Here is a 25890-nt window from a genome sequence, read left to right as displayed (position 1 = left end):
CCAGCCCCCACCGAGCCGGGGGTGAACCGCATACCCTCAGCGGTCGTCACCCTCCGGCAAGCCGCGCGGCGTCCCCCGCACAACCCCACGCGACCGTGACGCCCGCGCCCCCGTGCCCGTAGTTGTGGACCAACGCCCGCCCGTCAGCGAGCAGTTCACGATCCAGACGCACCGCGTCACGGGTGGGCCGCAGCCCGACCCGGTGACCGAGCACCCGTGCCCCGGCGATCTCCGGCCGTACCTCCGCACACCGTCGCACGATCTCCTCCGCCACCACCGGATCGGGCACGAGCGACCACTCGTCCTCCTCTGCCGTGCCGCCCAGGATCAGCCCGCCCGGCTGCGGAAAGAAGTACGTGGTCTTCGCGTCGGTGTGCCCGACCGCCGTGAACCACGTCGTGATCCCCGGGTTCTCCACGACGACCAGCTGCCCGCGCACGGGCCGTACCGCCGGATCGGGCACGAGATCACGCGCACCGAGCCCCGTGCAGTTGACGACGACGTCCACCGCGTCGGACTCGAAGGCTTCGGCGAGATCCTCGACGGACCGCTCCTCCACCACGCCACCCGCCGCGAGGAACCGCTCCCGTAGCCACCCCAGATGGACCGGCATGTCGATCAACGGCAGCCGCGCCCGAAGTCCCTCACCCGTCTCCCGCAGCTCCGGCACTCGAGCCGCCCACGGCCCCAACTCGTCCAGCCGCAGCCCGGTCTGTACACCCTCGACCATGCGTACGCCCGTCTCATCCGGCCGCTCCGCCAGCTCCTCGTACACGGACAGCGACGCGAGCGCCCACTCCCCGGCCGACGCCTCCGGCTCGATCCGGTACGGCCACCACAGCGCGCCCGCGACCGCCGAGGTCGTCAGCTCGGCGGGCTCCCGCGTCCACACCCGGACCCGCCTGCCGCGCTCGGCCAACACCACCGCCGTCGTCAGGCCGATGACACCGCCACCGACCACGATCACTTCACCACTCAGTCGCGTCTCCACGCCGGGACCGTAGCGGAATATGTCATGCCGTGCTCAGATCGGTCCCAGTCTGGGGATACTCACAGCATGTCTGCCGAGTACGCGACCTTCGGCCTGGCACCGGCGATACGTGCCGGTGGAGTCCTGGCCAACGGTGACTACCAGGTCCACCGGGACTTCCTCGACTTCATCGTCGACGGACGCCCCCTCCTCCACCAGCTCTCCGACCTCGACGCGGTCTCCCCGCTCGCCTCCGACGTCCCGCCCGCGATCTTCACCACGCAGGTCCGCGGCCTGCTCCTGGAGGCCGACGCACCCCTGGCGGGCGGCCGGTACATCATCTACGGCTGTCCCGAGTGCGCCGACCTGGCGTGCGGCGCCGTGACGGCGGCCATCGACAGGGACGGCGACGACTACGTGTGGCGCGACTTCGCCTGGCAGACGGACACCCACGCCGACCTGGAGCTCAACGGCTACCACGGCATCGGGCCCTTCCGCTTCCCGGGCGCCGGATACCGGGACACGCTCGGTTCCCTCCTCGACACCGCGGAGGCCGCCGAGGCGGTGGGCTCCGACGACTCCGCCGCGGCCCGCCGACGGGTCCTGCTGATCGGCGCCCGGGTCGCCGTCCTCGCCAGGCTCGCCGCCGCGCTGCGCACCATCGGCATCGGCGCGGACATCACCCGGGACGCCACCGACGTCCCCGCCGACGAACTGCGCGGATACGGCGCCGTCGCCTTCGGCCGCACGATCGACGAGGAGGAACGCGCCGCCGTACGCCGCGCCTTCGACCACGCGGGCGTCGAGGTGGCGTACGTGGACGGTCTCGCCCCGATCGTCCCGCTCCTCGTCGCCCAGATCGAACACGCCCTGGACCGCAGCCCGCCGGCACAACGCCGTCTCACCCGCCTGGTCGCCGCCGACGGCGAGGCGGACATGGAGATCACCTCCACCTGCCGCGTCCACCTCACCGCGTACCGGCTGGACCGTCTGTACCGCACGCACACCCTGGAGGTCTTCGACGGCATCCTCGAACCCGGCCGGCACCGCATCCCGCTGGAGGCGAAGGCGGTGAAGGGGGAGTCGTTCATCGTGGCGCGTACGGCGGGAACCGTGCTGGTGGAGCCGATGGCCCGGTGACATCCGGGAGGCCGGGCCGCCGCCCGCGCCAGTTAGGATCGGCCTCCTGATGACTGCCACTCTCGTCGCCAAGAACCTCGCCGCCGGCCACGGCGACCGCTCCCTCTTCGCCGGGCTCGACCTCGTCGTCGCGCCCGGAGACGTGATCGGGCTCGTCGGTGCCAACGGCGCGGGCAAGTCCACCCTCCTCAAGATGCTGGCCGGGCTGCTCCCGCCCGAGCAGGGCGAGCTGCGTCTGTCCCCGCCGAGCGCGAGCGTCGGCCATCTCCCGCAGGAGCCGGAGCGCCGGGAGGGCGAGACCGTCCGCGAGTTCCTCGCCCGCCGCACAGGGGTGGCCGAGGCACAGCGCGTGATGGACGAGGCGACGCAGGCGCTGGTGGACGGAGCCCCGGGCGCGGACGACGCGTACTCGGTGAGCCTGGAGCGCTGGCTCGACCTCGGCGGCGCCGACCTGGACGAGCGGGCCGAGGAGGTCGCCGGTTCCCTGGCCCTGACCGTGGACCTGGACCAGCCGATGACGTCCCTGTCGGGCGGCCAGGCGGCAAGGGCGGGCCTCGCCTCCCTGCTCCTCTCCCGCTACGACGTCTTTCTCCTCGACGAGCCGACGAACGACCTGGACCTCGACGGTCTCGAACGCCTGGAACGCTTCGTCAAGGGCCTGCGCGCCGGCACGCTCGTCGTCAGCCACGACCGCGAGTTCCTCACCCGCACGGTCACCAAGGTCCTCGAACTCGACCTCGCGCAGCAGCAGATCAGGCTCTACGGCGGCGGCTACGAGGCCTACCTGGAGGAGCGGGACGTCGCCCGCAGGCACGCCCGCGACGACTTCGAGGAGTACGCCGACAAACGCTCCGCCCTCCAGGACCGGGCCCAGATGCAGCGCGGCTGGATGGACAAGGGCGTCAAGAACGCCCGGCGCAAGGCGAACAACGACAACGACAAGATCGGCCGCAAGTTCCGCAGCGAGGCCAGCGAGAAGCAGGCGGCGAAGGCGCGCCAGACCCAGCGCATGATCGAACGCCTCGACGTGGTCGAGGAGCCGCGCAAGGAGTGGGAGCTGCGGATGGAGATCGCGGCGGCCCCGCGCTCCGGCTCGGTGGTCGCGACCCTCCGGGACGCGGAGGTGCGCCGCGCGGGCTTCACGCTCGGCCCGGTGACCGTACAGATCGACTGGGCGGACCGCATCGCGGTCACGGGCGCGAACGGGGCCGGCAAGTCGACGTTCCTGGCCGCGCTGCTGGGCCGGATCCCGCTCGACGAGGGTCACGCCACGCTCGGTTCGGGTGTGGTGGTCGGGGAGGTGGACCAGGCCCGCAAGCTCTTCCACGGCCCCGAGGCGCTGCTGGACGCGTTCTGCGAGGCGGTACCCGACACGGAGCCGGCGGAGGTCCGCACGCTCCTGGCCAAGTTCGGCCTGAAGGCGGAGCACGTCCTACGCCCGGCGGCGACCCTGTCCCCGGGCGAACGCACCCGTTCCGCCCTGGCCCTGCTCCAGGGCAGGGGCGTGAACCTCCTGGTCCTGGACGAGCCGACCAACCACCTCGACCTCCCGGCCATCGAACAACTGGAACAGGCCCTCGATTCCTACGAGGGCACGCTGCTCCTGGTGACCCACGACCGCAGAATGCTGGACGCGGTGCGGGTGACGCGGCGCTTCGAGGTGACGGCGGGCAAGGTGAGGGAGTTGGCGTAGGGCTGCGCCGGCTGAGTTGTGCGTGCAGGTCCGGTGGGGGGTGATCGCGCAGTTCCCCGCGCCCCTGGAAGGAGCTGCGTCGGTTCAGTTGTTCGCGTGCGGGGCGGTGGGGGCTGGCCGTGCAGTTCCCCGCGCCCCTGGAACGGGCTGTGCCCGATCCGCCCAGCTGCGGGCAGTCGTGCCGCTGGGGCGGCACGGGTGGGCGCAGGCGGCGCCCCGTCAGCGCCGGGCCGCGCGACCCACCCGTCGTCAGCGTCAGCGCCGCTTGGGATCCACCAACCCCGCCTTCCGCAGCGCATCCGCCATCGCACTGTTCCCCGGCGCGGGCGCCGCCTGCCGAGCCCCTCCACTCCCTTGGCCCTGGCCCTGGCCCTGGCTCTGACCCTGACCCTGGCGCTGCCGGGGCTGAGGCGGGCGGCCGCCACGCTGAGGCCGCCCCCCACCCCCCTGCTGCTGCCCCTCGCCGGAGGCCACCGCCTCGTCGTCCAACCGCAGCGTCAGTGAGATCCGCTTCCGGGGAATGTCGACGTCGAGCACCTTCACCTTGACGATGTCACCGGACTTCACGACGTCGTGCGGGTCCTTGACGAACGTCTTCGACATCGCGGACACATGCACCAGCCCGTCCTGGTGGACGCCGACATCCACGAACGCCCCGAACGCCGCCACGTTCGTGACCACACCCTCCAGCACCATCCCGGAGGCCAGGTCGCCGATTTTCTCGACCCCCTCCTTGAACGTGGCCGTCGCGAAGGCGGGCCGCGGGTCGCGCCCGGGCTTCTCCAGCTCACGCAGGATGTCCGTCACCGTCGGCAGACCGAACTTCTCATCGACGAAGTCGTCGGGCCGCAGCGACCGAAGCACCGCCGTGTTCCCGACCAGCGACGCCACCTGGTTCCCCGCGGACTTCACCATCCGCCGCACCACCGGGTACGCCTCCGGGTGCACACTGGACGCGTCCAGCGGATCGTCCCCGCCCCGGATCCGCAGGAACCCCGCGCACTGCTCGTACGCCTTCGGCCCGAGCCGCGCGACACTCTTCAGCTGGGACCGTGAAGTGAACGGCCCGTTCGCGTCACGGTGCGCCACGATGTTCTCCGCGAGCCCGGAGGAGATACCGGAGACCCGCGAGAGCAGCGGAGTGGACGCCGTGTTGACGTCGACACCGACACCGTTCACACAGTCCTCGACCACCGCGTCCAGCGACCGCGACAGCTTCACCTCGGACAGGTCGTGCTGGTACTGCCCCACTCCGATCGACTTCGGGTCGATCTTCACCAGCTCGGCCAGCGGGTCCTGCAGCCGCCGGGCGATCGACACCGCCCCGCGCAGCGACACGTCCATGCCCGGCAGCTCCTGCGAGGCGAACGCCGACGCCGAGTACACCGAGGCGCCCGCCTCGGACACCATCACCTTGGTGAGGTTCAACTCCGGGTGCTTGGCGATGAGTTCACCGGCGAGCTTGTCCGTCTCCCGCGACGCCGTACCGTTGCCGATGGCGATCAGGTCGACCGAGTGCTCCTTGGCGAGCCGGGCCAGCCTGGCCAGCGCCTCGTCCCACTTGTTCGCCGGTACGTGCGGATAGATCACGTCCGTGGCGACGGCCTTGCCCGTCGCGTCCACCACGGCCACCTTGACGCCCGTCCGGAACCCGGGGTCCAGCCCCAGCGTCGCACGTGTGCCCGCCGGGGCGGCGAGGAGCAGGTCGCGCAGGTTCGCCGCGAACACGTTGACCGCCTCGTCCTCGGCGACCGTACGCAGCCGGAGGCGGACGTCGATGCCGAGGTGCACCAGAATCCGGGTCCGCCAGGCCCAACGCACCGTGTCCTTCAGCCACTTGTCGCCCGGACGGCCGCGCTCGGCGATCCCGAAACGGTGGGCGATGATCCCCTCGTACGAGGAAGGGCCCTCCGTCGGCTCCTCCGGCTCCAGGACCAGGTCGAGGACGTCCTCCTTCTCGCCGCGCAGCATCGCGAGGATGCGGTGCGAGGGCAGGGCGGTGAAGGGCTCGGCGAAGTCGAAGTAGTCGGCGAACTTGGCGCCCGCCTCCTCCTTGCCGTCCTTCACCTTGGCGGCCAGCCGCCCGCGCACCCACATGCGCTCACGCACCTCGCCGATCAGGTCGGCGTCCTCGGAGAACCGCTCGGTGAGGATCGAGCGGGCGCCGTCCAGCGCCGCCTGCGGATCGGCGACGCCCTTGTCGGCGTCGACGAAGGCCGCCGCCGCGGCGAGCGGGTCGACGGACGGGTCCCCGAGCAGCCCCTCGGCCAGCGGTTCGAGGCCCGCCTCGCGCGCGATCTGGGCCTTCGTCCGCCGCTTCGGCTTGAACGGCAGGTAGATGTCCTCCAGGCGCGCCTTCGTCTCGGCCCCGCGGATCTGCGCCTCGACCTCGGGCGTCAGCTTGCCCTGCTCGCGCACCGAGTCGAGGATCGCGGCCCGCCGCTCCTCCAGCTCCCGCAGATAGCGCAGCCGCTCCTCCAACGTGCGCAGCTGCGCATCGTCGAGCATCTCGGTCGCTTCCTTGCGGTAGCGGGCGATGAAGGGCACTGTCGAACCCCCGTCGAGCAACTCGACGGCGGCCCTCACCTGCCGCTCCCGTACGCCGAGTTCCTCGGCGATCCTGCCTTCGATGGACCCTACGAGGGGTGTCGTCACGATCCCGTACCGCCTTCTCCACTGAGGTTGCGCGGCAATTGTGGCAGGTGGCACCGACATCAGGGGAGCAGGACGCCACACGCCCCGCAAGTCACCGGCCTTCGGGCCACGAACACCAGCCGTGGCAGGAAAGGCGGGAACTAGTCATAGCCGTGCCTTCGTCAGAAGGCTCGGCTCGGCCCCGGCCGAGTACCGCCGCCGCTTCCGCCCCGCACCCGCCGCCCGTTGAAAGGCACACCACGTCATGCAGATCGCCCTGCTGCTCTTCGACCGCTTCACCGCCCTCGACGCGGTCGGCCCGTACGAGATCCTCAGCCGGCTCCCGGACGCCGAGACCGTCTTCGTCGCCGAGGAGACCGGGCCGGTCCGCGACGAAAGTGGCACCCTCGCGCTCATCGCCGACCGCACCCTGGCCGACGTACCGAACCCCGACATCGTGGTTGTTCCCGGCGGCCCGGGGCAGTCCGCGCAGATGGACAACGAGGCATTGCTCGGCTGGCTGCGCCGCGCGGACGCCACCAGCACCTGGACGACCTCCGTGTGCACCGGCTCGCTGCTCCTGGCCGCCGCCGGACTGCTCACCGGCCGCCGCGCCACCTCGCACTGGCTGGCCCTGGAGCAGCTCCCGAAGTACGGTGCCGAACCCACGGGGGAGCGGGTCGTGACGGACGGCAAGTACGTCACCTCCGCCGGTGTCTCCTCAGGCATCGACATGGCCCTCACCCTGACCGGCCGGATCGCGGGCGACGAGCACGCCCGGACCGTACAGCTCGCGACGGAGTACGACCCGCAGCCGCCCTACGACGCCGGCGCCCCGCACAAGGCACCCGCCCACCTGGTCGAACTCCTGCGCTCCCGGGAGCCGGTTCACCGTGCGGTAGGCGACACCGGCCCGGTCCAGGAGAAGTTTGGGGGACGGCGCTCCAGGAACGCGGCGACCCCCTCCGCGGCCTCGCCGCTCTCCCGTGCCTGGTCGGTCCAGAAGGCGTCCCGGTCGGTGCGTCCGTCCGTGAACTCCTTCGCCGCCGCCTGGGTGAGCCGCGAGCGGGAGGTGAGGACGCGGGCGAACTCCGTGACCCGCTTGTCGAGTTCACCCGAGGGCAGCACCTCGTCGAGGAACCCGGTGCGCAACGCGCGCTCCGCGTCGATCAACTCGCCCGAGAACAGCAGGTACTTGGCGGTCGCCGGACCCACCAGGGCCGCCAACCGCCGGGTGGACGACGCCGGGTAGACGAGACCCAGCTTCGCCGGAGTCACCCCGAACAGCGCCCCCTCCTCGGCGAACCGCAGATCGCAGGCCGCCGCGAGCTGTGCCCCGCCCCCCACGCAGTGCCCGCGAATCGCCGCGAGCACCGGCTTCGGAAAGGCCGCGAGGGCGTCCTCCGCCCGGACGGCCAGCCGCTGCGCCTCCTCCGGCGAACCCTGGAGGGTCGAGATGTCAGCTCCCGCGCAGAACGTTCCGTCCGCTCCCGTGAGCACCAGGACGCGGACGTCCGGGTCGGCGGCCAGGCCGGCGAGCAGCGGCGGCAGCGCGCTCCACATGCCGGCCGTCATGGCATTGCGTTTGGCCGGGTGGCGGATGACGACGGTGGCGATCCCGTCGACGGCACTGTGGGTCAGCAGCGGCTCCATGGGGCGGATCGTATCCGCCGGATCCCGACGCCCCGACGACGGCGGCAGCAAACCCGTACAACCCGAATAGTTCACGAAGTCGACACGGCATGACCAGGTCCAGTCGTATGTGGGCTCATGGCGTGCTTGATCAGTCGGAAGCGCTCGATACGTGCTGACTTCTGTTCAGTTCTCCAGTGGCGACCCTTCGTTACCAACACTCGTCTCGTGGTGACAATCGAGCGCGAGGGCGGCGACCGAACGATGGACGACCAGGGGCGCGAGTCCGGCTCACGCCCGGCGGACGACGGCGGGCCGACGGAGACGGAGCGGAGACCCCTGGACCCGCTTCCCTACGAAGGGGTCTGGAGGTTCACCGCGCCCGCCGTCGACGCCTCCGTCCCGCAGGCGCGGCACGCCGTCCGGGACCTGCTGTACCGGCAGGGAGTGCCGGCCGCACCGGACGTGGTGCACGGGCTGCTGCTGATCGTCTCGGAACTGGCGACGAACGCCGTCCGGCACGCGGCGCTCCTCTCCCCGACCCTCGCCGTGGAGGTCGCCGTCGGCGCCGAATGGGTCCGGGTGTCGGTGGAGGACAACCACCCCTACCGCCCTAGCGCCCTGGAGGCCGACCACGGCCGGACCGGAGGGCGCGGGCTGCTTCTGGTCCGTGAGATCACCAGGGAGGCGGGCGGGGTGTGCGACATCGAGCACACGGCGAGCGGCGGCAAGGTCGTCTGGGCGGCACTGCCGCTCACCCCCGTATCGATGCGGCCTTAGGACCTGCCCGGCCGATCATGTCGCACCGGGATCGGACAGGAGCCGCTGCCTTCCTGCGACTCGATCGGCCGGACAGGTCCTAGCTAGCCGCGGCCCTCACCAGCCGGCCGACGGACCCGTCAGCTCCCGGACCGCCGGCCGCGCCGCGTCCAGCACGGTCATGAACCAGGCCGAGAACGGGTCCTTCGCATGCCGCTCCGCCAGCTCGGCCGGGGTGACGTAAACCGTGTCCCCGACCTCCTCCGGGTCCGGCGCGAGCGCCGACTGCGCCATGCCGACGAAAAGGTGGTTGTACTCCTGCTCCACCAGACCCGACTCCGGGTCCGGGTGGTTGTAGCGGACCGTGCCCGCCTCGGCGAGCAGCGACGGGGAGATGCCCAGCTCCTCGTACGTCCGCCGGGCCGCCGCCGCGAAGGGTGCCTCACCGGGGTAAGGGTGGCCGCAGCAGGTGTTGGACCAGACACCGGGGGAGTGGTATTTCCCCAACGCGCGCTGTTGCAGGAGCAGTCGGCCCTGCTCGTCGAAGAGGAAAACGGAGAACGCCCGGTGCAGCCGGCCCGGTGGCTGGTGGGCGGAGAGCTTCTCGGCGGTGCCGATCGTCGTGCCGTTCTCGTCGACCAGTTCGAGCAAGATCGCTTCTGCGGTGCCGTTCGACGAACTGTTGTGCGTCGCGGTGGCAGGTGTGATCGGCATACCCATCCTTCGCCTCGGTCTTCGAGCCCCAAGTCTGCCGTACGAATCCGGCACTCCCGGCACTTCGCGGCGCCCCCCGCATGTCCGGCGCGAAAGCGACCCGCCGGTGACGTGATAGTCCATCGTGCCCTGTTCCCCGGCCCGGGAACCGTCCGTGAGGGGGCTTGAAGAAGGGGACGCGGGCGCGCGCCGGACGACCGCGTCCCGGCGACGGCGCACGCCGAACGGTCTCAGAGGCAGAGTTTCGACTCGTGCTCGGCGTGGCCGCCGGGCTCCAGCTGGAAGGTGCAGTGCTCCACGTCGAAGTGGTCGCCCAGACAGCCCTGGAGCTCGTGCAGCATCTTCTCGTGCCCGATCCCGCTCAGCACCTCCGAACTGACGACCACGTGCGCCGACAGCACCGGCATCCCCGAGGTGATCGTCCAGGCGTGCAGATCGTGTACGTCCTCCACGCCGGGCAACGCCAGTATGTGCGCCCGCACATCCGCCATGTCGACGTCCCGGGGAGCCGCCTCCAGGAGCACGTTCAGGGTCTCGCGCAGCAGCTTCCAGGTACGCGGGACGATCATCACACCGATGACGACCGAGGCGATGGGGTCGGCCCGCTGCCAGCCCGTCGCCATGATGACCGCCGCCGAGATCAGCACCGCCACCGAGCCCAGCGCGTCCGCGGCGACCTCCAGGAAGGCGCCCCGCACGTTCAGGCTCTCCTTCTGGCCGCGCATCAGCATCGCCAGCGAGATCATGTTCGCCACCAGGCCGATCAGGCCGAAGACGACGGTCACCCCGCCCTCGGTCTCCGCGGGCGTGACGAACCGCTGGATCGCCTCGTACAGGACGTAGCCACCGACGCCGAGCAGCAGCAGACAGTTGGCGAGCGCGGCGAGGATCTCGGCCCGGGCGTACCCGAAGGTGCGGTTGCCGCTCGGTGGGCGGTTCGCGAAGTGGATCGCGAGGAGCGCCATGCCGAGGCCCAGCGCGTCCGTCGCCATGTGCGCGGCGTCCGCGATGAGCGCGAGCGAGTCGGCGACGAGCCCGCCGACGATCTCGACGACCATGACGGTGAGCGTGATGGCCAGCGCGAAACGCAGCCGCCCGCGGTACGCCGCTGCCGCCGTACCCGTGGTCGGCGCGCCGTGCGCGTGTCCGTGGTCGTGCCCAGCCCCCATGGAAGCCGCCTCCTGGTGTTCGTGCCGAGCCCCGTCCCGGGATCAGTGAACTACGGGTGGGGGGTATGTGGCAACGCGGCACTGAACACCGTTGTCATGTGCCCTGACCTGCGGAAACGAAACGCAGGTCAGAAGGTGCGGAGATCGTGATCGCTCGCCGGGTGACGCCCGCCGCCCCGACCGGCGGACCGGGGCCCGTGCGGGGCGACGGTTTGTGCGCGGCGGGTGGGGTCGCCCATGATGACCGGGGCTCGGTGGCCGCCGGGCCGCCGGAATCGGACCTCGAACGGCCGGTGAGCACAGGCGAGGCACCATCCGATAGCCTCTGCCGACATGCTGCCCGGCCACCGTGGGTCAGGGTTCCCCCACCATCACGTACAGGACCGGCGTGCACACGTCGGTGTCCAGGGAGTGAGTTCGGTTGCCGACCGCCATCCTCACGGGTCAGCCGGTTCCCGGATCGTCGATCGAGGGCGATCTGCGGTCCCTCGGCTTCGACGTGCGGAGCGCGACCGACGTCGCCGACACCGAGACCCTCATCGCCGAATCGCCCTGTGACGAACGGGTCGCCGTAGTCGACGCCCGCTTCGTCGGCCACCTCCACGCGCTGCGCCTCGGTCTCACCGACCCCCGCTTCCCGCTCGCCGCGGTACCGGGCGCCCTGTCGGCACAGCCCGGCGCCGGCCGCACCGCCCTGACCCGCGTACTGGCCCGGGAGATCTCCGCGAGCGGCGACGCCCCGACGAACCCCGGCAAAGCCGCCTTCGCCGCTTCCGCCGTCGCCGTGGACAGCCTCGCCGACCGCATCGCCTTCGCCCTGGACGCGGACGGCGCCGACATCCACCGCCCCGGTCTTGGCAGCCTGACCGCCGCCGTCCCCGCCGACCCCGAGGCCCGCGACGAGGCACGGCGGGCCGTCGCCGCCGTCGACGACGAGGCCGTACGCCTGAAGTCGGCCGTGAAGTCCCGGGACGGCTTCTTCACCACCTTCTGCGTCAGCCCCTACTCCCGCTATCTGGCCCGCTGGTGCGCCCGCCGGGGCCTCACCCCGAACCAGGTCACCACCGCCTCGCTGCTCACCGCGCTGATCGCGGCCGGCTGCGCGGCCACCGGCACCCGCGGCGGCTACGTCACGGCGGGCCTGCTCCTCCTGGTCTCCTTCGTCCTGGACTGCGCGGACGGCCAGCTCGCCCGCTACTCCCTCCAGTACTCGACGCTCGGCGCCTGGCTGGACGCCACCTTCGACCGCGCAAAGGAGTACGCCTTCTACGCGGGCCTCGCACTCGGGGCGGCACGCGCCGGCGACGACGTATGGGCGCTGGCCCTCGGCGCGATGGTCCTGCAGAGCTGCCGGCACGTCGTCGACTTCGCCTTCAACGAGGCGAACGCCGGAGACCCGGCCGCGACGGCGAACACCAGCCCCACGGCCGCCCTCTCCGACCGTCTGGACGGCGTCGGCTGGACGGTCTGGGTGCGACGGATGATCGTCCTGCCGATCGGCGAGCGCTGGGCCCTGATCGCCGTGCTCACCGCCCTCACCACTCCCCGGGCCACCTTCACCGTGCTGCTCGTCGGCTGCGGCTTCGCGGCCACGTACACCACGGCGGGCCGCGTCCTGCGCTCACTCACCCGAAAGGCCCAGCGCACCGAGCGCGCTGCACAGGCCCTGGCGGACCTCGCGGACAGCGGGCCGCTCGCGGAGCTGGTCGGGCGCGTCCCCGGGCGTACAACGGGCGGCTCGCGCCTCCTCCTCGCGCTGGAAGGTACGGCGGTGCTGATCTTCGCCGTATGGGCGTGCGGGTACGGCAGCCCGATCCCCGTGGCCCTCTCCGTGTTGTACGTGCTCAGCGCGGGCGGCGCGGTCGCACTGCCCCTCATGGGCCGCCTCGACTGGCTCGTCCCCCCGCTCTTCCGGGCCGCCGAATACGGCACAGTCCTCCTTCTCGCGGGCAAAGCGGAGGCAAATGGAGCACTTCCCGCGGCTTTCGGCCTCGTGGCCGCCGTCGCCTACCATCACTACGACACGGTGTACCGCATCCGTGGCAACGCCGGAGCGCCCCCGCGCTGGCTGGTACGGGCGAGCGGCGGGCACGAGGGCCGGACACTGGTGGTCGTCGTACTGGCCGCGCTGCTCACCGCCTCGCAGTTCGTGGTCGCGCTCACGGTCCTCGCCGTGGCCGTGGCCCTGCTGGTGCTCGCCGAGAGCATCCGCTACTGGGTGATCGCCCACCAGGGCGGCGCCCCCGCCGTCCACGACGAAGGAGTACCCGCATGATCGGCCTCGTGCTGGCGGCCGGCGCCGGACGGCGTCTGCGCCCCTACACCGACAGCCTGCCCAAGGCTCTCGTGCAGGTCGGCCCAGCGGGCGACGAGGACGGCCCCACCGTGCTCGACCTCACCCTCGCCAACTTCGCCGAGATCGGCCTCAGCGAGGTGGCGATCATCGTCGGCTACCGCAAGGAAGCCGTGTACGAGCGGCGGACGGCCCTGGAGAAGAAGTACGGGCTGAAGCTCACCCTCATCGACAACGACCGCGCCGAGGAGTGGAACAACGCCTACTCCCTCTGGTGCGGCCGGGACGCCCTCGCCGACGGGGTGATCCTCGCCAACGGCGACACCGTGCACCCCGTCTCCGTCGAGCGGACGCTGCTCGCCGCGCGCGGTGACGGGAAGCGCATCATCCTGGCCCTCGACACGGTGAAGGATCTCGCCGACGAGGAGATGAAGGTGATCGTGGACCCGGAACAGGGCGTACGGAAGATCACCAAGCTGATGGACCCCGCGGCGGCCACCGGTGAGTACATCGGCGTCACCCTCATCGAGGGCGCCGCCGCCGCCGACCTGGCCGACGCCCTGAAGACCGTGTGGGAGTCCGACCCCCAGCAGTTCTACGAGCACGGTTACCAGGAACTGGTCGACCGTGGTTTCCGCATCGACGTGGCACCCATCGGCGAGGTCCCGTGGGTCGAGATAGACAACCACGCCGATCTCGCCCGAGGACGGGAGATCGCGTGCCGGTACTGACGAGGCTGATCCCCTCGCCGGTCGTCGTCGACATCCGCCGGGGGGCCCTGGACCACCTGGCGGACGTGCTGTTCGACCAGCGGATCTCGCACTCCGGGAAGATCGCCGTCGCGGTCAGTTCCGGTTCCGGCGCCAAGCTGCGCGCGCGGCTCACCCCCGCGCTGCCCGGCGCCAGCTGGTACGAGGTCGCCGGCGGCACCATCGACGACGCGATCCGGCTGGCCGACGCCATCAAGTCCGGCCACTACGACGCCGTGGTCGGCCTCGGCGGCGGCCGGATCATCGACTGCGCCAAGTTCGCCGCCGCCCGGGTCGGGCTGCCCCTCGTCGCCGTCGCCACCAACCTCGCGCACGACGGTCTCTGCTCCCCGGTCGCCACCCTCGACAACGACGCGGGGCGCGGCTCGTACGGCGTACCCAACCCGATCGCGGTCGTCATCGACCTCGACGTGATCCGCGAGGCCCCGGCGCGGTTCGTGCGCTCCGGGATCGGCGACGCCATGTCGAACATCTCCGCGGTCGCCGACTGGGAGCTGGCAAGTCAGGTCAACGGGGAGAAGATCGACGGCCTCGCCGCCGCGATGGCCCGCCAGGCGGGCGAGGCCGTGCTGCGCCACCCCGGCGGGGTCGGCGACAACGCGTTCCTCCAGGTGCTGGCCGAGGCCCTGGTCCTCACCGGTATCGCCATGTCGGTGTCGGGCGACTCCCGCCCGTCCTCCGGCGCCTGCCACGAGATCAACCACGCCTTCGACCTGCTGTACCCCAGGCGGGCCGCGAGCCACGGCGAACAGTGCGGCCTCGGCGCCGCCTTCGCCATGCATCTGCGGGGCGCGCACGAGGAGTCGGCGTACATGGCCGAGGTGTTGCGCCGGCACGGGCTGCCGGTGCTGCCGGAGGAGATCGGCTTCACCACGGACGAGTTCGTACGGGTCGTCGAGTACGCCCCGCAGACCAGACCCGGTCGCTACACGATCCTGGAACACCTCGACCTCAGATACGACCAGATCAAGGACACGTACGCGGACTATGTCAAGGCCATCGGTAGCTGAACTACGCCCCGTCGTCCACCCCGAAGGGGTGAAGGACCGGCGCAGCGGCGAGCACTGGGCGGGACGCCTCTACATGCGCGAGGTGTCCCTGCGGGTCGACCGCTACCTGGTGGACACCAGGATCACGCCCAACCAGCTCACGTACCTGATGGTCGTCGCGGGCGGCACGGCAGGCGCGGCGCTCTTGGTGCCGGGCCTCACCGGCGCGGTCCTGGCCGTCGTACTGATGCAGCTGTACCTGCTCCTCGACTGCGTCGACGGGGAACTCGCCCGCTGGCGCAACCAGACCTCGATCACCGGCGTGTACCTCGACCGCATCGGCCACTACCTCTCCGAGGCGGCCCTGCTGATCGGCTTCGGCCTGCGCGGCGCCGACCTGTGGGACGGCTCCGGGAGCCCCGAGTGGCTGTGGGCGTTCATCGGCACCCTGGCCGCTCTCGGCGCGATCCTGATCAAGGCGGAGACCGACCTGGTGGACGTCGCCAGGACCCGCAGCGGTCTGGCCGCCGCCAAGGACGAGCTGTCGGTGCCGCGCTCCGAGGGGCTCGCCCTGGCGCGTAAGGCCGCCGCCGCGCTCAGGTTCCACCGGCTGATCGGCGGCATCGAGGCGAGCCTGTTCATCCTCTTCGTGGCGCTCCTCGACGTCATCGGCGGCGACCTGTTCTGGACCCGCCTGGGCATCGCGGTCCTGGCCGGTATCGCGATCCTGCAGACCGTGCTGCACCTCGTGTCCATCCTCGCGTCGAGCAGGTTGCGGTGAGTACCGGGATGAGAGTCGGCGCGGTGATCATCACCATGGGCAACCGCCCCGACGAACTGCGCGCCCTCGTCGACTCGATCGCCAAACAGGAGGGCGACCCGGTCCAGGTCGTCGTGGTCGGCAACGGCTCGCCCGTCCCGGACCTCCCCGAGGGCGTACGGAGCGTCGAGCTGCCCGAGAACCTCGGCATCCCCGGCGGACGCAACGTCGGTATCGAGGCGTTCGGCCCGGCGGGCAGCGACGTCGACATCCTGATGTTCCTGGACGACGACGGCCTCCTCGGCCACCAGGACACCGCCGAACTGTGCCGCCGGGCCTTCACCGCCGACCCTCGCCTGGGCATCATCAGCTTCCGCATCGCCGACCCCGACACCGGCCTCACCCAGCGCCGCCACGTGCCCCGCCCGGGCACCACGGACCCGATGCGCAGTTCCCGCGTCACCAGTTTCCTCGGCGGCGCCAACGCCGTCCGTACGAAGGTCTTCGCCCAAGTGGGCATCCTCCCCGAGGAGTTCTTCTACGCCCACGAGGAGACCGACCTCGCCTGGCGGGCCCTCGACGCCGGCTGGATGATCGACTACCGGGCCGACATGCTGCTCTACCATCCGGCGACCGCGCCCTCGCGGCACGCGGTCTACCACCGCATGGTCGCCCGCAACCGGGTCTGGCTGGCCCGCCGCAACCTCCCCGCCCCCCTGGTGCCGGTCTACCTGGGGGACTGGCTGCTCCTCACACTTCTCCGCCGACCCTCCCGCCCGGCGCTCAGAGCCTGGTGGGGCGGGTTCAAGGAGGGGCTGACCACCCCGTGCGGACCCCGCCGGCCCATCCGGTGGCGTACGGTGTGGCGGCTGACCCGACTGGGCCGCCCCCCAGTGATCTGACAAGCTCTCTCCGAGAGCCCCGCGGGCCGGCCGAATCCTGGACCCGGCCCGCGCTCTGCCCCGTTCAGCTGCGCATATTGAAGACGAAAGTTTCCATTTGTGAGTGAGACAACGCATGACGGCGGTGTCGCGGTGAGCGACCGACCGTCACCCGACGACGGCCTCTCCGCGGCCGAACTCGCCGCGAAGTACGGGCTCGCCGTGAGCGGCGCCCGCCCTCGACTCGTCGAGTACGTCCGCCAGCTCTGGGGACGGCGTCACTTCATCCTCGCCTTCTCGCAGGCGAAACTGACCGCCCAGTACAGCCAGGCCAAACTCGGCCAGCTGTGGCAGGTGGCCACACCGCTGCTGAACGCGGCCGTGTACTTCTTCATCTTCGGCGTGATCCTCAAAGCCGACCGCGGCATGCCCCGCGAGGTGTACATCCCGTTCCTCGTCACGGGCGTCTTCGTGTTCACCTTCACGCAGAGCTCGGTGATGGCGGGCGTCCGCGCGATCTCCGGGAACCTCGGTCTGGTGCGCGCCCTGCACTTCCCGCGCGCCGCGCTGCCGGTCTCCTTCGCGCTGCAGCAACTCCAGCAGCTGCTCTTCTCGATGCTCGTGCTGTTCGTGGTGTCGATCGGCTTCGGCAGCTACCCCAAGGCGTCCTGGCTGCTGATCGTCCCGGCGCTGGCACTCCAGTTCCTGTTCAACACCGGCCTCGCGCTGATCATGGCCCGGTGGGGCTCGGCGACTCCCGACCTCGCCCAGCTGATGCCGTTCGTGATGCGCACGTGGATGTACGCGTCCGGCGTGATGTTCTCCATCCCGGTCATGCTCGCCGACAAACCCAGGTGGGTCGCCGACGCCCTCCAGTGGAACCCGGCCGCCATCTACATGGACCTGATGCGCTTCGCGCTCATCGACGGCTACGGCCCGGAGAACCTGCCGCCGCACGTCTGGGCGGTCGCCGGCGCCTGGGCCGCGCTCTTCGCCGTCGGCGGATTCGTGTACTTCTGGCAGTCGGAGGAGAGGTACGGTCGTGGCTGACCCGATCCCCGGGGACAAGATCCCCACCGTCATCGCGGACGAGCTCCACATCGTCTACCGCGTCAACGGCGCCAAGACCGGCAAGGGCAGCGCAACCTCCGCCCTCAGCCGCATCATCAGGCGCGGCGACTCACCGGGCGTACGCAAGGTGCACGCCGTACGGGGCGTCTCCTTCGTCTCGTACCGGGGTGAGGCCGTCGGGCTGATCGGCTCCAACGGTTCCGGCAAGTCGACCCTGTTGCGTGCCATCGCCGGTCTGCTCCCCGCCGAGAGCGGCTACGTGTACACGGACGGGCAGCCCTCTCTCCTCGGCGTCAACGCCGCCCTGATGAACGACCTCACGGGCGAACGGAACGTCATATTGGGCGGCCTCGCGATGGGTATGTCCCGCGAGGAGATCAAGGAGCGCTACCAGCAGATCGTCGACTTCTCCGGCATCAACGAGAAGGGCGACTTCATCACCCTGCCGATGCGCACCTACTCCTCCGGTATGGCGGCGCGGCTGCGGTTCTCCATCGCCGCCGCCAAGGACCATGACGTACTGATGATCGACGAGGCGCTGGCGACCGGCGACCGGTCCTTCCAGAAGCGCTCCGAGGACCGGATCCGCGAACTGCGCAAGCACGCCGGCACGGTGTTCCTCGTCAGCCACAACAACAAGTCCATCCGCGACACCTGCGACCGCGTCCTGTGGCTGGAACGCGGCGAACTGCGCATGGACGGCCCGACGGACGAGGTCCTCAAGGAGTACGAGAAGTTCACCGGCAAGTAGCCGGGCGGTACACCGGCGTGTCGCCGGGCGAGTCGGGGCCCCGCCGGAACTGTTCCGGTGGGGCCCCGCGTCTGCAAAGGAAACGTCAACTCCCGGGCACCCTAGGAATCTTGACGCCAATCGGTGTGTTCTTGTGATGCGCGGGACACCCCGACGGACCATGTCGCGTTGTACAACGTAAGCTGTACCAGTGCTGAATCGCGGCAAGTGGGGCGATAACGCGCGACATCCGGCATCGGACCGCCGCGTGGACGGCTGGGCGGCGTGTCCGAAATAGTGCCCATTGGGTCCGCAGTGTAGAACGGGAGATGTGACGGCGATGGCTACGGAAACTCCCCAGCTCCCCACAGCGTGCGCCGTCCCCGCCCCGGGCAGCGAACGGTGACGGCGACCGGCCCCACGCGGACCGACGATACTGAGCGCGGCACGCTCGACAAGGCCGCGCACGAGAACTTCCCCGTGGCACCGTTCTTCCTGCCCAGGGCCTGGCGCACCGACCTGATGGCCGTCTACGGCTTCGCCCGCCTGGTCGACGACATCGGCGACGGCGACCTGGCCCCCGGCGGCGCCGACGCCCGCCTGCTGGGCGTGGTGCCCGCCGAGGCCGACGACCGGCTCGTCCTCCTCGACGCGTTCGAGGCCGACCTGCGCAGGGTCTTCGACGGCACCCCGCGCCACCCCCTGCTGCGCAGGCTGCAGCCGACCGTCCGCAGCCGTTCGCTGACCCCCGAGCCGTTCCTCGGCCTGATCGCCGCCAATCGCCAGGACCAGCTGGTCAAGCGGTACGAGACGTACGACGACCTCCTCGCCTACTGCGAGTTGTCCGCCAACCCCGTCGGACGCCTCGTCCTCGCCGTCACCGGCACCGCGACGCCCGAGCGGATCCGCCGCTCCGACACCGTGTGCACCGCCCTCCAGATCGTCGAGCACCTCCAGGACGTCGCCGAGGACCTCGGCCGAGACCGGATCTATCTGCCCGCCCAGGACATGAAGCGCTTCCGCGTCCAGGAGTCGGATCTCGCCGCTCCCACCGCGGACGCGTCCGTGCGCGCACTGATCGCATACGAAGCGGAACGAGCGCGCCGCCTGCTGAATGAAGGCACCCCCCTCGTGGGTAGCGTCCACGGCAGGCTGAAGCTGCTGCTCGCGGGTTTCGTGGCGGGGGGAAAGGCGGCGATCCAGGCGATCGCCGCCGCCGAATACGACGTACTTCCCGGCCCGCCCAAGCCCGGCAGGATCCAGTTGCTGCGCGAGGCGGGCACAACCCTGCGAGGAAAGGGGTGATCCGGAGCGTGGAGTCGGAACCACACGTGTCCGCACCGGTACTCGCGGCCTACACCTACTGCGAGTCCGTCACCGGTCACCAGGCCCGCAACTTCGCCTACGGCATCAGACTGCTGCCTACGTCGAAGCGGCGCGCGATGTCGGCCCTGTACGCGTTCTCGCGCCGCGTCGACGACATCGGTGACGGCCCGCTGGCCCCGGAGGTCAAGGCGGCACGGCTGGAGGACACCAGAGCACTGCTCGCACGGGTGCGCGAGGGCGCGATCGGCGAGGACGACACCGACCCGGTCGCGGTCGCCCTCAGCCACGCGGGGACACACTTCCCGATCCCGCTCGGCGGCCTCGACGAACTCATCGACGGCGTCGTGATGGACGTACACGGCGAGACGTACGAGACCTGGGACGACCTGAAGGTCTACTGCCGCTGTGTGGCCGGGGCCATCGGGCGGCTGTCCCTGGGGGTGTTCGGTACGGAGCGGGGCGCGCGCGGCTCGGAACGCGCCTTCGAGTACGCCGACACGCTGGGGCTCGCCCTCCAGCTCACCAACATCCTGCGGGACATCCGCGAGGACGCCGACAGCGGGCGGACCTATCTGCCCGCCGACGACCTCGCCAAGTTCGGCTGCTCGGCCGGGTTCAACGGCCCGAACCCGCCGGAGGGCTCCGACTTCGCGGGCCTCGTCCACTTCGAAGTACGGCGCGCCCGCACCCTGTTCGCCGAGGGCTACCGCCTGCTGCCCATGCTCGACCGGCGCAGCGGCGCCTGTGTCGCCGCCATGGCCGGCATCTACCGACGGCTCCTCGACCGCATCGAGCGCGAGCCGGAGGCCGTGCTGCGCGGCCGGGTCTCCCTGCCGGGACGCGAGAAGGCGTACGTCGCGGTGCGCGGCCTGTCCGGCCTGGACGCCCGGCATGTGTCCCGGCGGACCGTCAGGAGGCGGGTCTGATGGACGATTCGGTCCAGGACGACGCGCCCGCGGCGAACCGGCGCGCAACCCTCCGGCCGGGGACGGCGTCCCTGACTTCAACGGCCTGCCGTGCGGCGTTCGTCCGGCGCGACGGGTGTGCAGGGGGGAGTGCGCGATGAGCGGGAGCACCCAGCCCGGGGAACGTCCGGGACACCGCGGTGAGAAGAGCGCCGTGGTGGTCGGCGGCGGACTGGCAGGCATCACCGCGGCGCTCTCGCTCGCCGACGCCGGTGTCCGTGTCACGCTGCTCGAAGGCCGGCCTCGCCTCGGCGGCCTCGCCTTCTCCTTCCAGCGCGACGGACTGACCGTCGACAACGGCCAGCACGTGTACCTGCGGTGCTGCACCGCGTACCGCTGGTTCCTCGACCGTATCGACGGCGCCGCGCTCGCTCCGGTGCAGGCCCGTCTCGACGTACCTGTCGTCGACATGGCGAAGCCGGCCGGCCGGCGCCTGGGGAGACTCCGGCGCGACGCGCTGCCCGTACCTCTGCATCTCGGGCGTAGCCTGGCCACCTATCCGCATCTCTCGCTCGCCGAGCGCGCCGGAGTGGGACGCGCCGCGCTCGCGCTCAAGGCGCTGGACCTCGCCGACCCGGCGCTGGACGCGCAGAACTTCGGCAGCTGGCTGGCCGCGCACGGTCAGTCGCCGCGTGCAGTCGAGGCACTGTGGGACCTGGTGGGGGTCGCCACCCTCAACGCGGTGGCCGGGGACTCGTCCCTGGGGCTCGCCGCGATGGTGTTCAAGACCGGTCTGCTGTCCGACCCGGGCGCGGCCGACATCGGCTGGGCGCGTGTCCCGCTGGGCGAACTGCACGACACTCTGGCCCGCAAGGCGCTCGACTCCGCGGGCGTGCGTACCGAAGTCCGTACACGCGTCACCTCCGTGCGACACAACGAGAACGGCCGCTGGACCGTGTCGGTTCCCGGCGAGACGCTCGACGTGGACGCCGTCGTGCTCGCCGTGGCCCAGCGCGAGGCGCACGATCTGCTGCCGGAGGGCGCGCTCGACGCCCCCGAACGGCTGCTGGAGATCGGCACCGCGCCCATCCTCAACGTGCATGTGGTGTACGACCGCAAGGTGCTGAACACGCCGTTCCTCGCGGCGCTGGGCAGCCCGGTGCAGTGGGTCTTCGACCGGACCGAGGCGTCCGGGCTCGGCGGCGACGGCCAGTATCTGGCGCTGTCGCAGTCGGCCGCGCACGACGAGATCGACGAGCCCGTGGCGGCGCTGCGCGAGCGGTATCTGCCGGAGCTGGAGCGGCTGTTGCCCCGCACGCGGGGCGCCGGAGTAAGGGACTTCTTCGTCACCCGGGAGCGGACAGCGACGTTCGCCCCCACCCCCGGCGTCGGCCGGCTGCGGCCCGGCGCCCGTACCAACGCCCCCGGCCTGTACCTGGCCGGTTCGTGGACCGCCACCGGGTGGCCCGCGACCATGGAGAGTGCGGTCCGCAGCGGAGTCGGTGCGGCCGGCGCCGCGCTGGGCGCCCTGGGCCGGCCCCGCCACCACCTCTTCGATGTCGAGGAGGCGGCCTGATGCTCGATCATCAGCACACGGCAGGTCCCCGCACCCCCAGCACCGCAACAAGAGGAGAGACTGTGCCCACTGTGCCCCCGGCCCCGAAAGCCGCCGACGCCGTGGACGTGACCGTGCTCCTGGAGCGCGGCCGGACCCTGGCCACCCCGGTACTGCGGGCGGCGATCAACCGTCTCGCGGCGCCCATGGACACCGTCTCCGCCTACCACTTCGGCTGGATCGACGCCCAGGGCAGGCCGGCGGCCGGCGACGGCGGCAAGGCCGTACGTCCCGCGCTCGCCGTGCTGTCCGCCGAGGTCACCGGGGCCGCCCCCGAGGTCGGCATCCCCGGCGCCGTCGCCGTCGAACTGGTGCACAACTTCTCGCTGTTGCACGACGACCTGATGGACGGTGACGAACAGCGCCGCCACCGCGACACCGTCTGGAAGGTGCACGGTCCCGCCCAGGCCATCCTGGTCGGCGACGCACTGTTCGCGCTGGCCAATGAGATCCTCCTGGAACTCGGCACCGTCGAGGCCGGCCGGGCCACCCGCCGCCTCACCACCGCGACCCGTGCCCTCATCGACGGCCAGGCGCAGGACATCTCCTACGAGCACCGCGACCGCGTGAGCGTCGAGGAGTGCCTGGAGATGGAGGGCAACAAGACCGGCGCCCTGCTCGCCTGCGCCAGCTCCATCGGCGCGGTCCTCGGCGGCGCGGACGACCACACCGCCGACACGCTGGAGAAGTACGGCTACCACCTCGGCCTGGCCTTCCAGGCCGTCGACGACCTCCTCGGCATCTGGGGCGACCCGGAGGCCACCGGCAAGCAGACGTGGAGCGATCTGCGTCAGCGCAAGAAGTCCCTGCCCGTCGTCGCCGCCCTCGCGGCGAGCGGCCCGGCCGCCGAGCGGCTCGGTGAACTCCTCGCCGCCGACGCGAAGAGCAGCGACTTCGAGAACTTCTCCGAGGAGGAGTTCGCCGCCCGCGCCGCCCTGATCGAGCAGGCGGGCGGCCGGGAATGGACCGCCGGGGAGGCGCGCCGGCAGCACACCATCGCCGTCGACGCACTGAGCGCCATCGACATGCCCGACCGGGTGCGCGCGCAGTTCACGGCGCTCGCCGACTTCGTCGTCGTACGAAAGAGATGATCACTATCGGTCGAATAAGCCTCGCGTAGTCGCCGGCCGGCGTCGCGTTCAGTGGCGCACCGGCCGACGGCGGACCCAGTCAGCAGAGACATGCCACTGCACGAAGGGGAAGCCATGACAGCGACGACCGACGGAAGCACCGGGGCACTCCCGCCCCGCGCTGCCTCGGCCAGCGAAACCGACACCGACACCAACACCCCAGTGGCGGCAGGGGTTCAGGATGCCGCCGAGCGTGCCATGAGGCGCGCCACGGATTCCCTGCTCGCGCGGCAGGACGCCCAGGGCTGGTGGAAGGGCGACCTGGAGACCAACGTCTCGATGGACGCCGAGGATCTGCTGCTCCGTCAGTTCCTGGGCATCCGCGACGAACAGACCACGCAGGCGGCCGCGTTGTTCATCCGCGGCGAGCAGCGCGAGGACGGCACCTGGGCCACCTTCCACGGCGGACCCGCCGACCTCTCCGCCACCGTCGAGGCGTACGTCGCCCTGCGGATGGCCGGGGACGCACCCGAAGCGCCGCACATGGCGAGAGCGTCCGCCTGGATCCGCGACCGGGGAGGCATCGCCGCCGCCCGGGTCTTCACCCGGATCTGGCTGGCCCTGTTCGGCTGGTGGAAGTGGGACGACCTCCCCGAACTCCCGCCGGAACTCATCTACTTCCCGAAGTGGATGCCGCTCAACATCTACGACTTCGGCTGCTGGGCCCGGCAGACCATCGTGCCGCTCACCATCGTCAGCGCGAAGCGTCCGGTCCGCCCGGCGCCTTTCCCGCTCGACGAGCTGCACACCGACCCCGACCTGCCGAACCCGGGCAAGTCCCTTGCTCCGCTGGCGAGTTGGGGCGGTGCGTTCCAGCGTCTCGACAAGGTCCTGCACGGCTACCGCAAGGTCGCGGTGCGCCGGCTGCGCAAGGCGGCCATGAACGCCGCAGCCCGCTGGATCATCGAGCGCCAGGAGAACGACGGCTGCTGGGGCGGCATCCAGCCGCCCGCCGTCTACTCGCTGATCGCCCTGCACCTGCTCGGCTACGACCTCGAACACCCGGTCATGCGGGCCGGGTTGCAGTCCCTGGACCGCTTCACGGTGTGGCGGGAGGACGGCGCCCGGATGATCGAGGCCTGCCAGTCGCCGGTGTGGGACACCTGCCTCGCCGTCATCGCCCTCGCCGACGCGGGCCTGCCCGCCGACCACCCCCAACTGGTCAAGGCCGCCGACTGGATGCTGGGCGAGCAGGTGGTCCGGCCCGGCGACTGGTCCGTACGCCGGCCCGAACTGCCGCCGGGGGCTGGGCGTTCGAGTTCCACAACGACAACTACCCCGACACCGACGACACCGCGGAGGTTGTCCTCGCCCTGCGCCGCGTCCGGCACCACGACCCGGAGCGGGTGGAGAAGGCCATCGGGCGCGGGGTGCGCTGGAACCTCGGAATGCAGTCCAAGAACGGTGCCTGGGGCGCCTTCGACGTCGACAACACCAGCACGCTCCCCAACAAGCTGCCGTTCTGCGACTTCGGGGAGGTCATCGACCCGCCGTCCGCCGACGTCACCGCCCATGTCGTGGAGATGCTCGCCGTCGAGGGCATGTCCCACGATCCGCGCACCCGGCGCGGCATCGAGTGGCTGCTCGCCGAACAGGAGCCGAGCGGCGCGTGGTTCGGGCGCTGGGGCGTCAACTACGTCTACGGCACCGGCTCGGTGGTGCCCGCGCTGACCGCCGCCGGCCTGACCGCCGCGCACCCGGCGATCCGGCGCGCGGTGGGCTGGCTGGAGAAGGTCCAGAACGACGACGGCGGCTGGGGCGAGGACCTGCGCTCCTACCAGGACAGTGCGGGCTGGAGCGGCCGGGGCGCCTCGACCCCCTCCCAGACGGCCTGGGCCCTGCTCGCCCTGCTCGCCGCCGGGGAGCACGACTCGAAGGCCGTCGAACGCGGTGTCGAGTGGCTGGCCGCGACCCAGCTGCCGGACGGCTCCTGGGACGAGCCGTACTTCACCGGCACCGGCTTCCCCTGGGACTTCTCCATCAACTACCACCTCTACCGCCTGGTCTTCCCGCTCACCGCACTCGGCCGGTACGTCCACGGAGAGCCCTTCGCCGACGTCAAGGGGGGCTGATGGACAGGCGGCCCGAGCCGGCCCCGCTGCTGATCGCCTGCGCGCTCGGCATCGAACGGCTCGCCCTGCGCCGGGGCGGACACGGCGACGGACCCGTCACCGTGCTGCGTACGGGAATGGGTCCCGAGGCGGCCTCGGCGGCCGTCACCCGCGCTCTCGCAGAACCGGCGCTGCGTGACGCCGTCCTGCTGGCCACCGGATTCTGCGCGGGACTCGCCCCCGGTATGCACCCCGGTGACCTGGTGGTCGCCGAGGAGACCCGGGGTCCGGGGGGCGTCACACCCTGTGCCGGCACCGAACTGCTCGTCAAGGAACTGGTGCGCGCCGTACCCGGGCGGACGGTGCACACCGGCCCGCTCACCGGTTCCGATCACGTCGTGCGCGGTCACGAACGGTCGGAGCTGCTCGCGACCGGCGCAATCGCGGTCGACATGGAGTCGGCGGCCACGCTCCACAGCGCCGTGCGCACGGGCGTGCGCCCCGTTGCGGCCGTACGGGTGGTCGTGGACGCTCCAGAACATGAACTCGTCCGGATCGGAACGCTTCGCGGTGGAATATCGGCCTTCCGCGTCCTTCGTTCGGTCCTTCCCGCTTTTGTCGAATGGCACCGTTCCTTGCTGCTCCCCAGGAGGTGAGT

22 protein-coding genes and 2 pseudogenes are annotated in these 25890 nt (G+C 71.2%); 19 read left to right on the top strand and 5 right to left on the bottom strand.

Going from position 1 to position 25890, the window contains the following annotated elements:
* Positions 1–46 precede the first annotated feature (46 nt).
* Positions 47–967 carry an FAD-dependent oxidoreductase gene (locus tag QA861_RS06105; RefSeq protein WP_334590469.1) on the bottom strand — a complete coding sequence of 307 codons (921 nt, stop codon included), beginning with the start codon at positions 965–967 and terminating at the stop codon, positions 47–49.
* 90 nt (positions 968–1057) lie between these two features.
* On the opposite strand from QA861_RS06105, the gene QA861_RS06100 reads away from it, so the two are divergent.
* Entirely contained in the window at positions 1058–2110 is a 1053-nt protein-coding gene (locus QA861_RS06100) for an oxidoreductase (protein WP_334587175.1), read from the top strand.
* Positions 2111–2159: 49 nt separating this feature from the next.
* Complete coding sequence (locus QA861_RS06095) at positions 2160–3803, top strand: ABC-F family ATP-binding cassette domain-containing protein (RefSeq protein ID WP_334587174.1); 1644 nt, start codon at positions 2160–2162, stop codon at positions 3801–3803.
* A gap of 255 nt (positions 3804–4058) precedes the next feature.
* On the opposite strand, the gene QA861_RS06090 is transcribed toward QA861_RS06095, so the two are convergent.
* Positions 4059–6458: a Tex family protein gene (locus QA861_RS06090; protein WP_334587173.1), complete on the bottom strand. Its 2400-nt coding sequence runs from the start codon at positions 6456–6458 to the stop codon at positions 4059–4061.
* 244 nt (positions 6459–6702) lie between these two features.
* Here QA861_RS06090 and QA861_RS06085 point away from each other — a divergent pair.
* Positions 6703–7317: pseudogene (locus QA861_RS06085) on the top strand (DJ-1/PfpI family protein); the annotation flags it as partial.
* A gap of 8 nt (positions 7318–7325) precedes the next feature.
* Here QA861_RS06085 and QA861_RS06080 read toward each other — a convergent pair.
* Positions 7326–8039: an enoyl-CoA hydratase/isomerase family protein gene (locus QA861_RS06080; protein ID WP_334590468.1), complete on the bottom strand. Its 714-nt coding sequence runs from the start codon at positions 8037–8039 to the stop codon at positions 7326–7328.
* On the opposite strand from QA861_RS06080, the gene QA861_RS06075 reads away from it, so the two are divergent.
* A complete protein-coding gene (locus QA861_RS06075) occupies positions 7930–8160 on the top strand; it encodes a hypothetical protein (RefSeq protein ID WP_334590680.1) in 231 nt (76 codons plus the stop codon). The genes QA861_RS06080 and QA861_RS06075 overlap by 110 nt on opposite strands.
* Before the next feature lie 173 nt (positions 8161–8333).
* The gene (locus QA861_RS06070; protein WP_334590467.1) at positions 8334–8849 is read left to right on the top strand and encodes an ATP-binding protein; all 516 of its coding nucleotides are present in this window, start codon (positions 8334–8336) and stop codon (positions 8847–8849) included.
* 96 nt (positions 8850–8945) lie between these two features.
* On the opposite strand, the gene idi is transcribed toward QA861_RS06070, so the two are convergent.
* Both idi and QA861_RS06060 read right to left on the bottom strand, forming a co-directional pair.
* Positions 8946–9542 carry an isopentenyl-diphosphate Delta-isomerase gene (gene idi, locus QA861_RS06065; RefSeq protein WP_334587172.1) on the bottom strand — a complete coding sequence of 199 codons (597 nt, stop codon included), beginning with the start codon at positions 9540–9542 and terminating at the stop codon, positions 8946–8948.
* A 230-nt stretch (positions 9543–9772) separates the two neighbouring features.
* A complete protein-coding gene (locus QA861_RS06060) occupies positions 9773–10711 on the bottom strand; it encodes a cation diffusion facilitator family transporter (protein ID WP_006383714.1) in 939 nt (312 codons plus the stop codon).
* 421 nt (positions 10712–11132) lie between these two features.
* Between QA861_RS06060 and QA861_RS06055 the strand changes: the two genes are divergently transcribed.
* From QA861_RS06055 to QA861_RS05995, 14 genes and pseudogenes are all read left to right on the top strand, one after another.
* Positions 11133–12986 carry a DUF5941 domain-containing protein gene (locus tag QA861_RS06055; RefSeq protein WP_334587171.1) on the top strand — a complete coding sequence of 618 codons (1854 nt, stop codon included), beginning with the start codon at positions 11133–11135 and terminating at the stop codon, positions 12984–12986.
* Positions 12983–13735, top strand: coding sequence for a phosphocholine cytidylyltransferase family protein (locus QA861_RS06050; RefSeq protein ID WP_334587170.1), 753 nt, complete (start codon positions 12983–12985; stop codon positions 13733–13735). Before QA861_RS06055 ends, QA861_RS06050 begins: the two co-directional genes overlap by 4 nt.
* Positions 13723–14784: an iron-containing alcohol dehydrogenase family protein gene (locus tag QA861_RS06045; RefSeq protein ID WP_334587169.1), complete on the top strand. Its 1062-nt coding sequence runs from the start codon at positions 13723–13725 to the stop codon at positions 14782–14784. The genes QA861_RS06050 and QA861_RS06045 overlap by 13 nt, the downstream gene beginning before the upstream one ends.
* On the top strand, positions 14762–15544 hold the full coding sequence (locus QA861_RS06040) for a CDP-alcohol phosphatidyltransferase family protein (RefSeq protein ID WP_334587168.1): 783 nt from the start codon (positions 14762–14764) through the stop codon (positions 15542–15544). Before QA861_RS06045 ends, QA861_RS06040 begins: the two co-directional genes overlap by 23 nt.
* A gap of 8 nt (positions 15545–15552) precedes the next feature.
* Entirely contained in the window at positions 15553–16425 is an 873-nt protein-coding gene (locus tag QA861_RS06035) for a glycosyltransferase family 2 protein (protein ID WP_443041450.1), read from the top strand.
* 99 nt (positions 16426–16524) lie between these two features.
* Positions 16525–17454: an ABC transporter permease gene (locus tag QA861_RS06030; RefSeq protein ID WP_334587166.1), complete on the top strand. Its 930-nt coding sequence runs from the start codon at positions 16525–16527 to the stop codon at positions 17452–17454.
* Positions 17447–18226: an ABC transporter ATP-binding protein gene (locus QA861_RS06025; protein ID WP_334587165.1), complete on the top strand. Its 780-nt coding sequence runs from the start codon at positions 17447–17449 to the stop codon at positions 18224–18226. Before QA861_RS06030 ends, QA861_RS06025 begins: the two co-directional genes overlap by 8 nt.
* A gap of 381 nt (positions 18227–18607) precedes the next feature.
* Positions 18608–19510, top strand: a complete 903-nt coding sequence (gene hpnC / locus QA861_RS06020; RefSeq protein ID WP_334587164.1) for a squalene synthase HpnC — start codon at positions 18608–18610, stop codon at positions 19508–19510.
* Positions 19507–20457, top strand: a complete 951-nt coding sequence (gene hpnD, locus QA861_RS06015) for a presqualene diphosphate synthase HpnD (RefSeq protein WP_334587163.1) — start codon at positions 19507–19509, stop codon at positions 20455–20457. The genes hpnC and hpnD overlap by 4 nt, the downstream gene beginning before the upstream one ends.
* A complete protein-coding gene (locus QA861_RS47015; RefSeq protein ID WP_443041449.1) occupies positions 20457–20597 on the top strand; it encodes a DUF6380 family protein in 141 nt (46 codons plus the stop codon). Before hpnD ends, QA861_RS47015 begins: the two co-directional genes overlap by 1 nt.
* Positions 20594–22012: a hydroxysqualene dehydroxylase HpnE gene (gene hpnE / locus QA861_RS06010; protein ID WP_334587162.1), complete on the top strand. Its 1419-nt coding sequence runs from the start codon at positions 20594–20596 to the stop codon at positions 22010–22012. The genes QA861_RS47015 and hpnE overlap by 4 nt, the downstream gene beginning before the upstream one ends.
* Positions 22013–22074: 62 nt before the next feature.
* Positions 22075–23142, top strand: coding sequence for a polyprenyl synthetase family protein (locus tag QA861_RS06005; RefSeq protein ID WP_334587161.1), 1068 nt, complete (start codon positions 22075–22077; stop codon positions 23140–23142).
* Positions 23143–23256: 114 nt separating this feature from the next.
* Positions 23257–25253: pseudogene (gene shc / locus QA861_RS06000) on the top strand (squalene--hopene cyclase).
* Positions 25253–25888 carry a phosphorylase family protein gene (locus tag QA861_RS05995; protein WP_334587160.1) on the top strand — a complete coding sequence of 212 codons (636 nt, stop codon included), beginning with the start codon at positions 25253–25255 and terminating at the stop codon, positions 25886–25888. Before shc ends, QA861_RS05995 begins: the two are co-directional and overlap by 1 nt.
* Positions 25889–25890 lie beyond the last annotated feature (2 nt).

The organism is Streptomyces sp. B21-083, assembly GCF_036898825.1.
Taxonomy (GTDB): Bacteria; Actinomycetota; Actinomycetes; order Streptomycetales; family Streptomycetaceae; genus Streptomyces.
Note: the sequence above shows the minus strand (reverse complement) of the source record. Positions and strands in the feature narration are given on the sequence as shown.

Coding starts and splice junctions, on each gene's coding strand:
- QA861_RS06095 (WP_334587174.1), top strand. CDS start 2,160: ATGACTGCCACTCTCGTCGCCAAGAACCTCGCCGCCGGCCACGGCGAC.
- QA861_RS06070 (WP_334590467.1), top strand. CDS start 8,334: ATGGACGACCAGGGGCGCGAGTCCGGCTCACGCCCGGCGGACGACGGC.
- QA861_RS06050 (WP_334587170.1), top strand. CDS start 12,983: ATGATCGGCCTCGTGCTGGCGGCCGGCGCCGGACGGCGTCTGCGCCCC.
- QA861_RS05995 (WP_334587160.1), top strand. CDS start 25,253: ATGGACAGGCGGCCCGAGCCGGCCCCGCTGCTGATCGCCTGCGCGCTC.
- idi (WP_334587172.1), bottom strand. CDS start 9,542: ATGCCGATCACACCTGCCACCGCGACGCACAACAGTTCGTCGAACGGC.
- QA861_RS06040 (WP_334587168.1), top strand. CDS start 14,762: ATGTCAAGGCCATCGGTAGCTGAACTACGCCCCGTCGTCCACCCCGAA.
- QA861_RS06035 (WP_443041450.1), top strand. CDS start 15,553: ATGAGAGTCGGCGCGGTGATCATCACCATGGGCAACCGCCCCGACGAA.
- QA861_RS06100 (WP_334587175.1), top strand. CDS start 1,058: ATGTCTGCCGAGTACGCGACCTTCGGCCTGGCACCGGCGATACGTGCC.
- QA861_RS06060 (WP_006383714.1), bottom strand. CDS start 10,711: ATGGGGGCTGGGCACGACCACGGACACGCGCACGGCGCGCCGACCACG.
- hpnE (WP_334587162.1), top strand. CDS start 20,594: ATGAGCGGGAGCACCCAGCCCGGGGAACGTCCGGGACACCGCGGTGAG.
- QA861_RS47015 (WP_443041449.1), top strand. CDS start 20,457: ATGGACGATTCGGTCCAGGACGACGCGCCCGCGGCGAACCGGCGCGCA.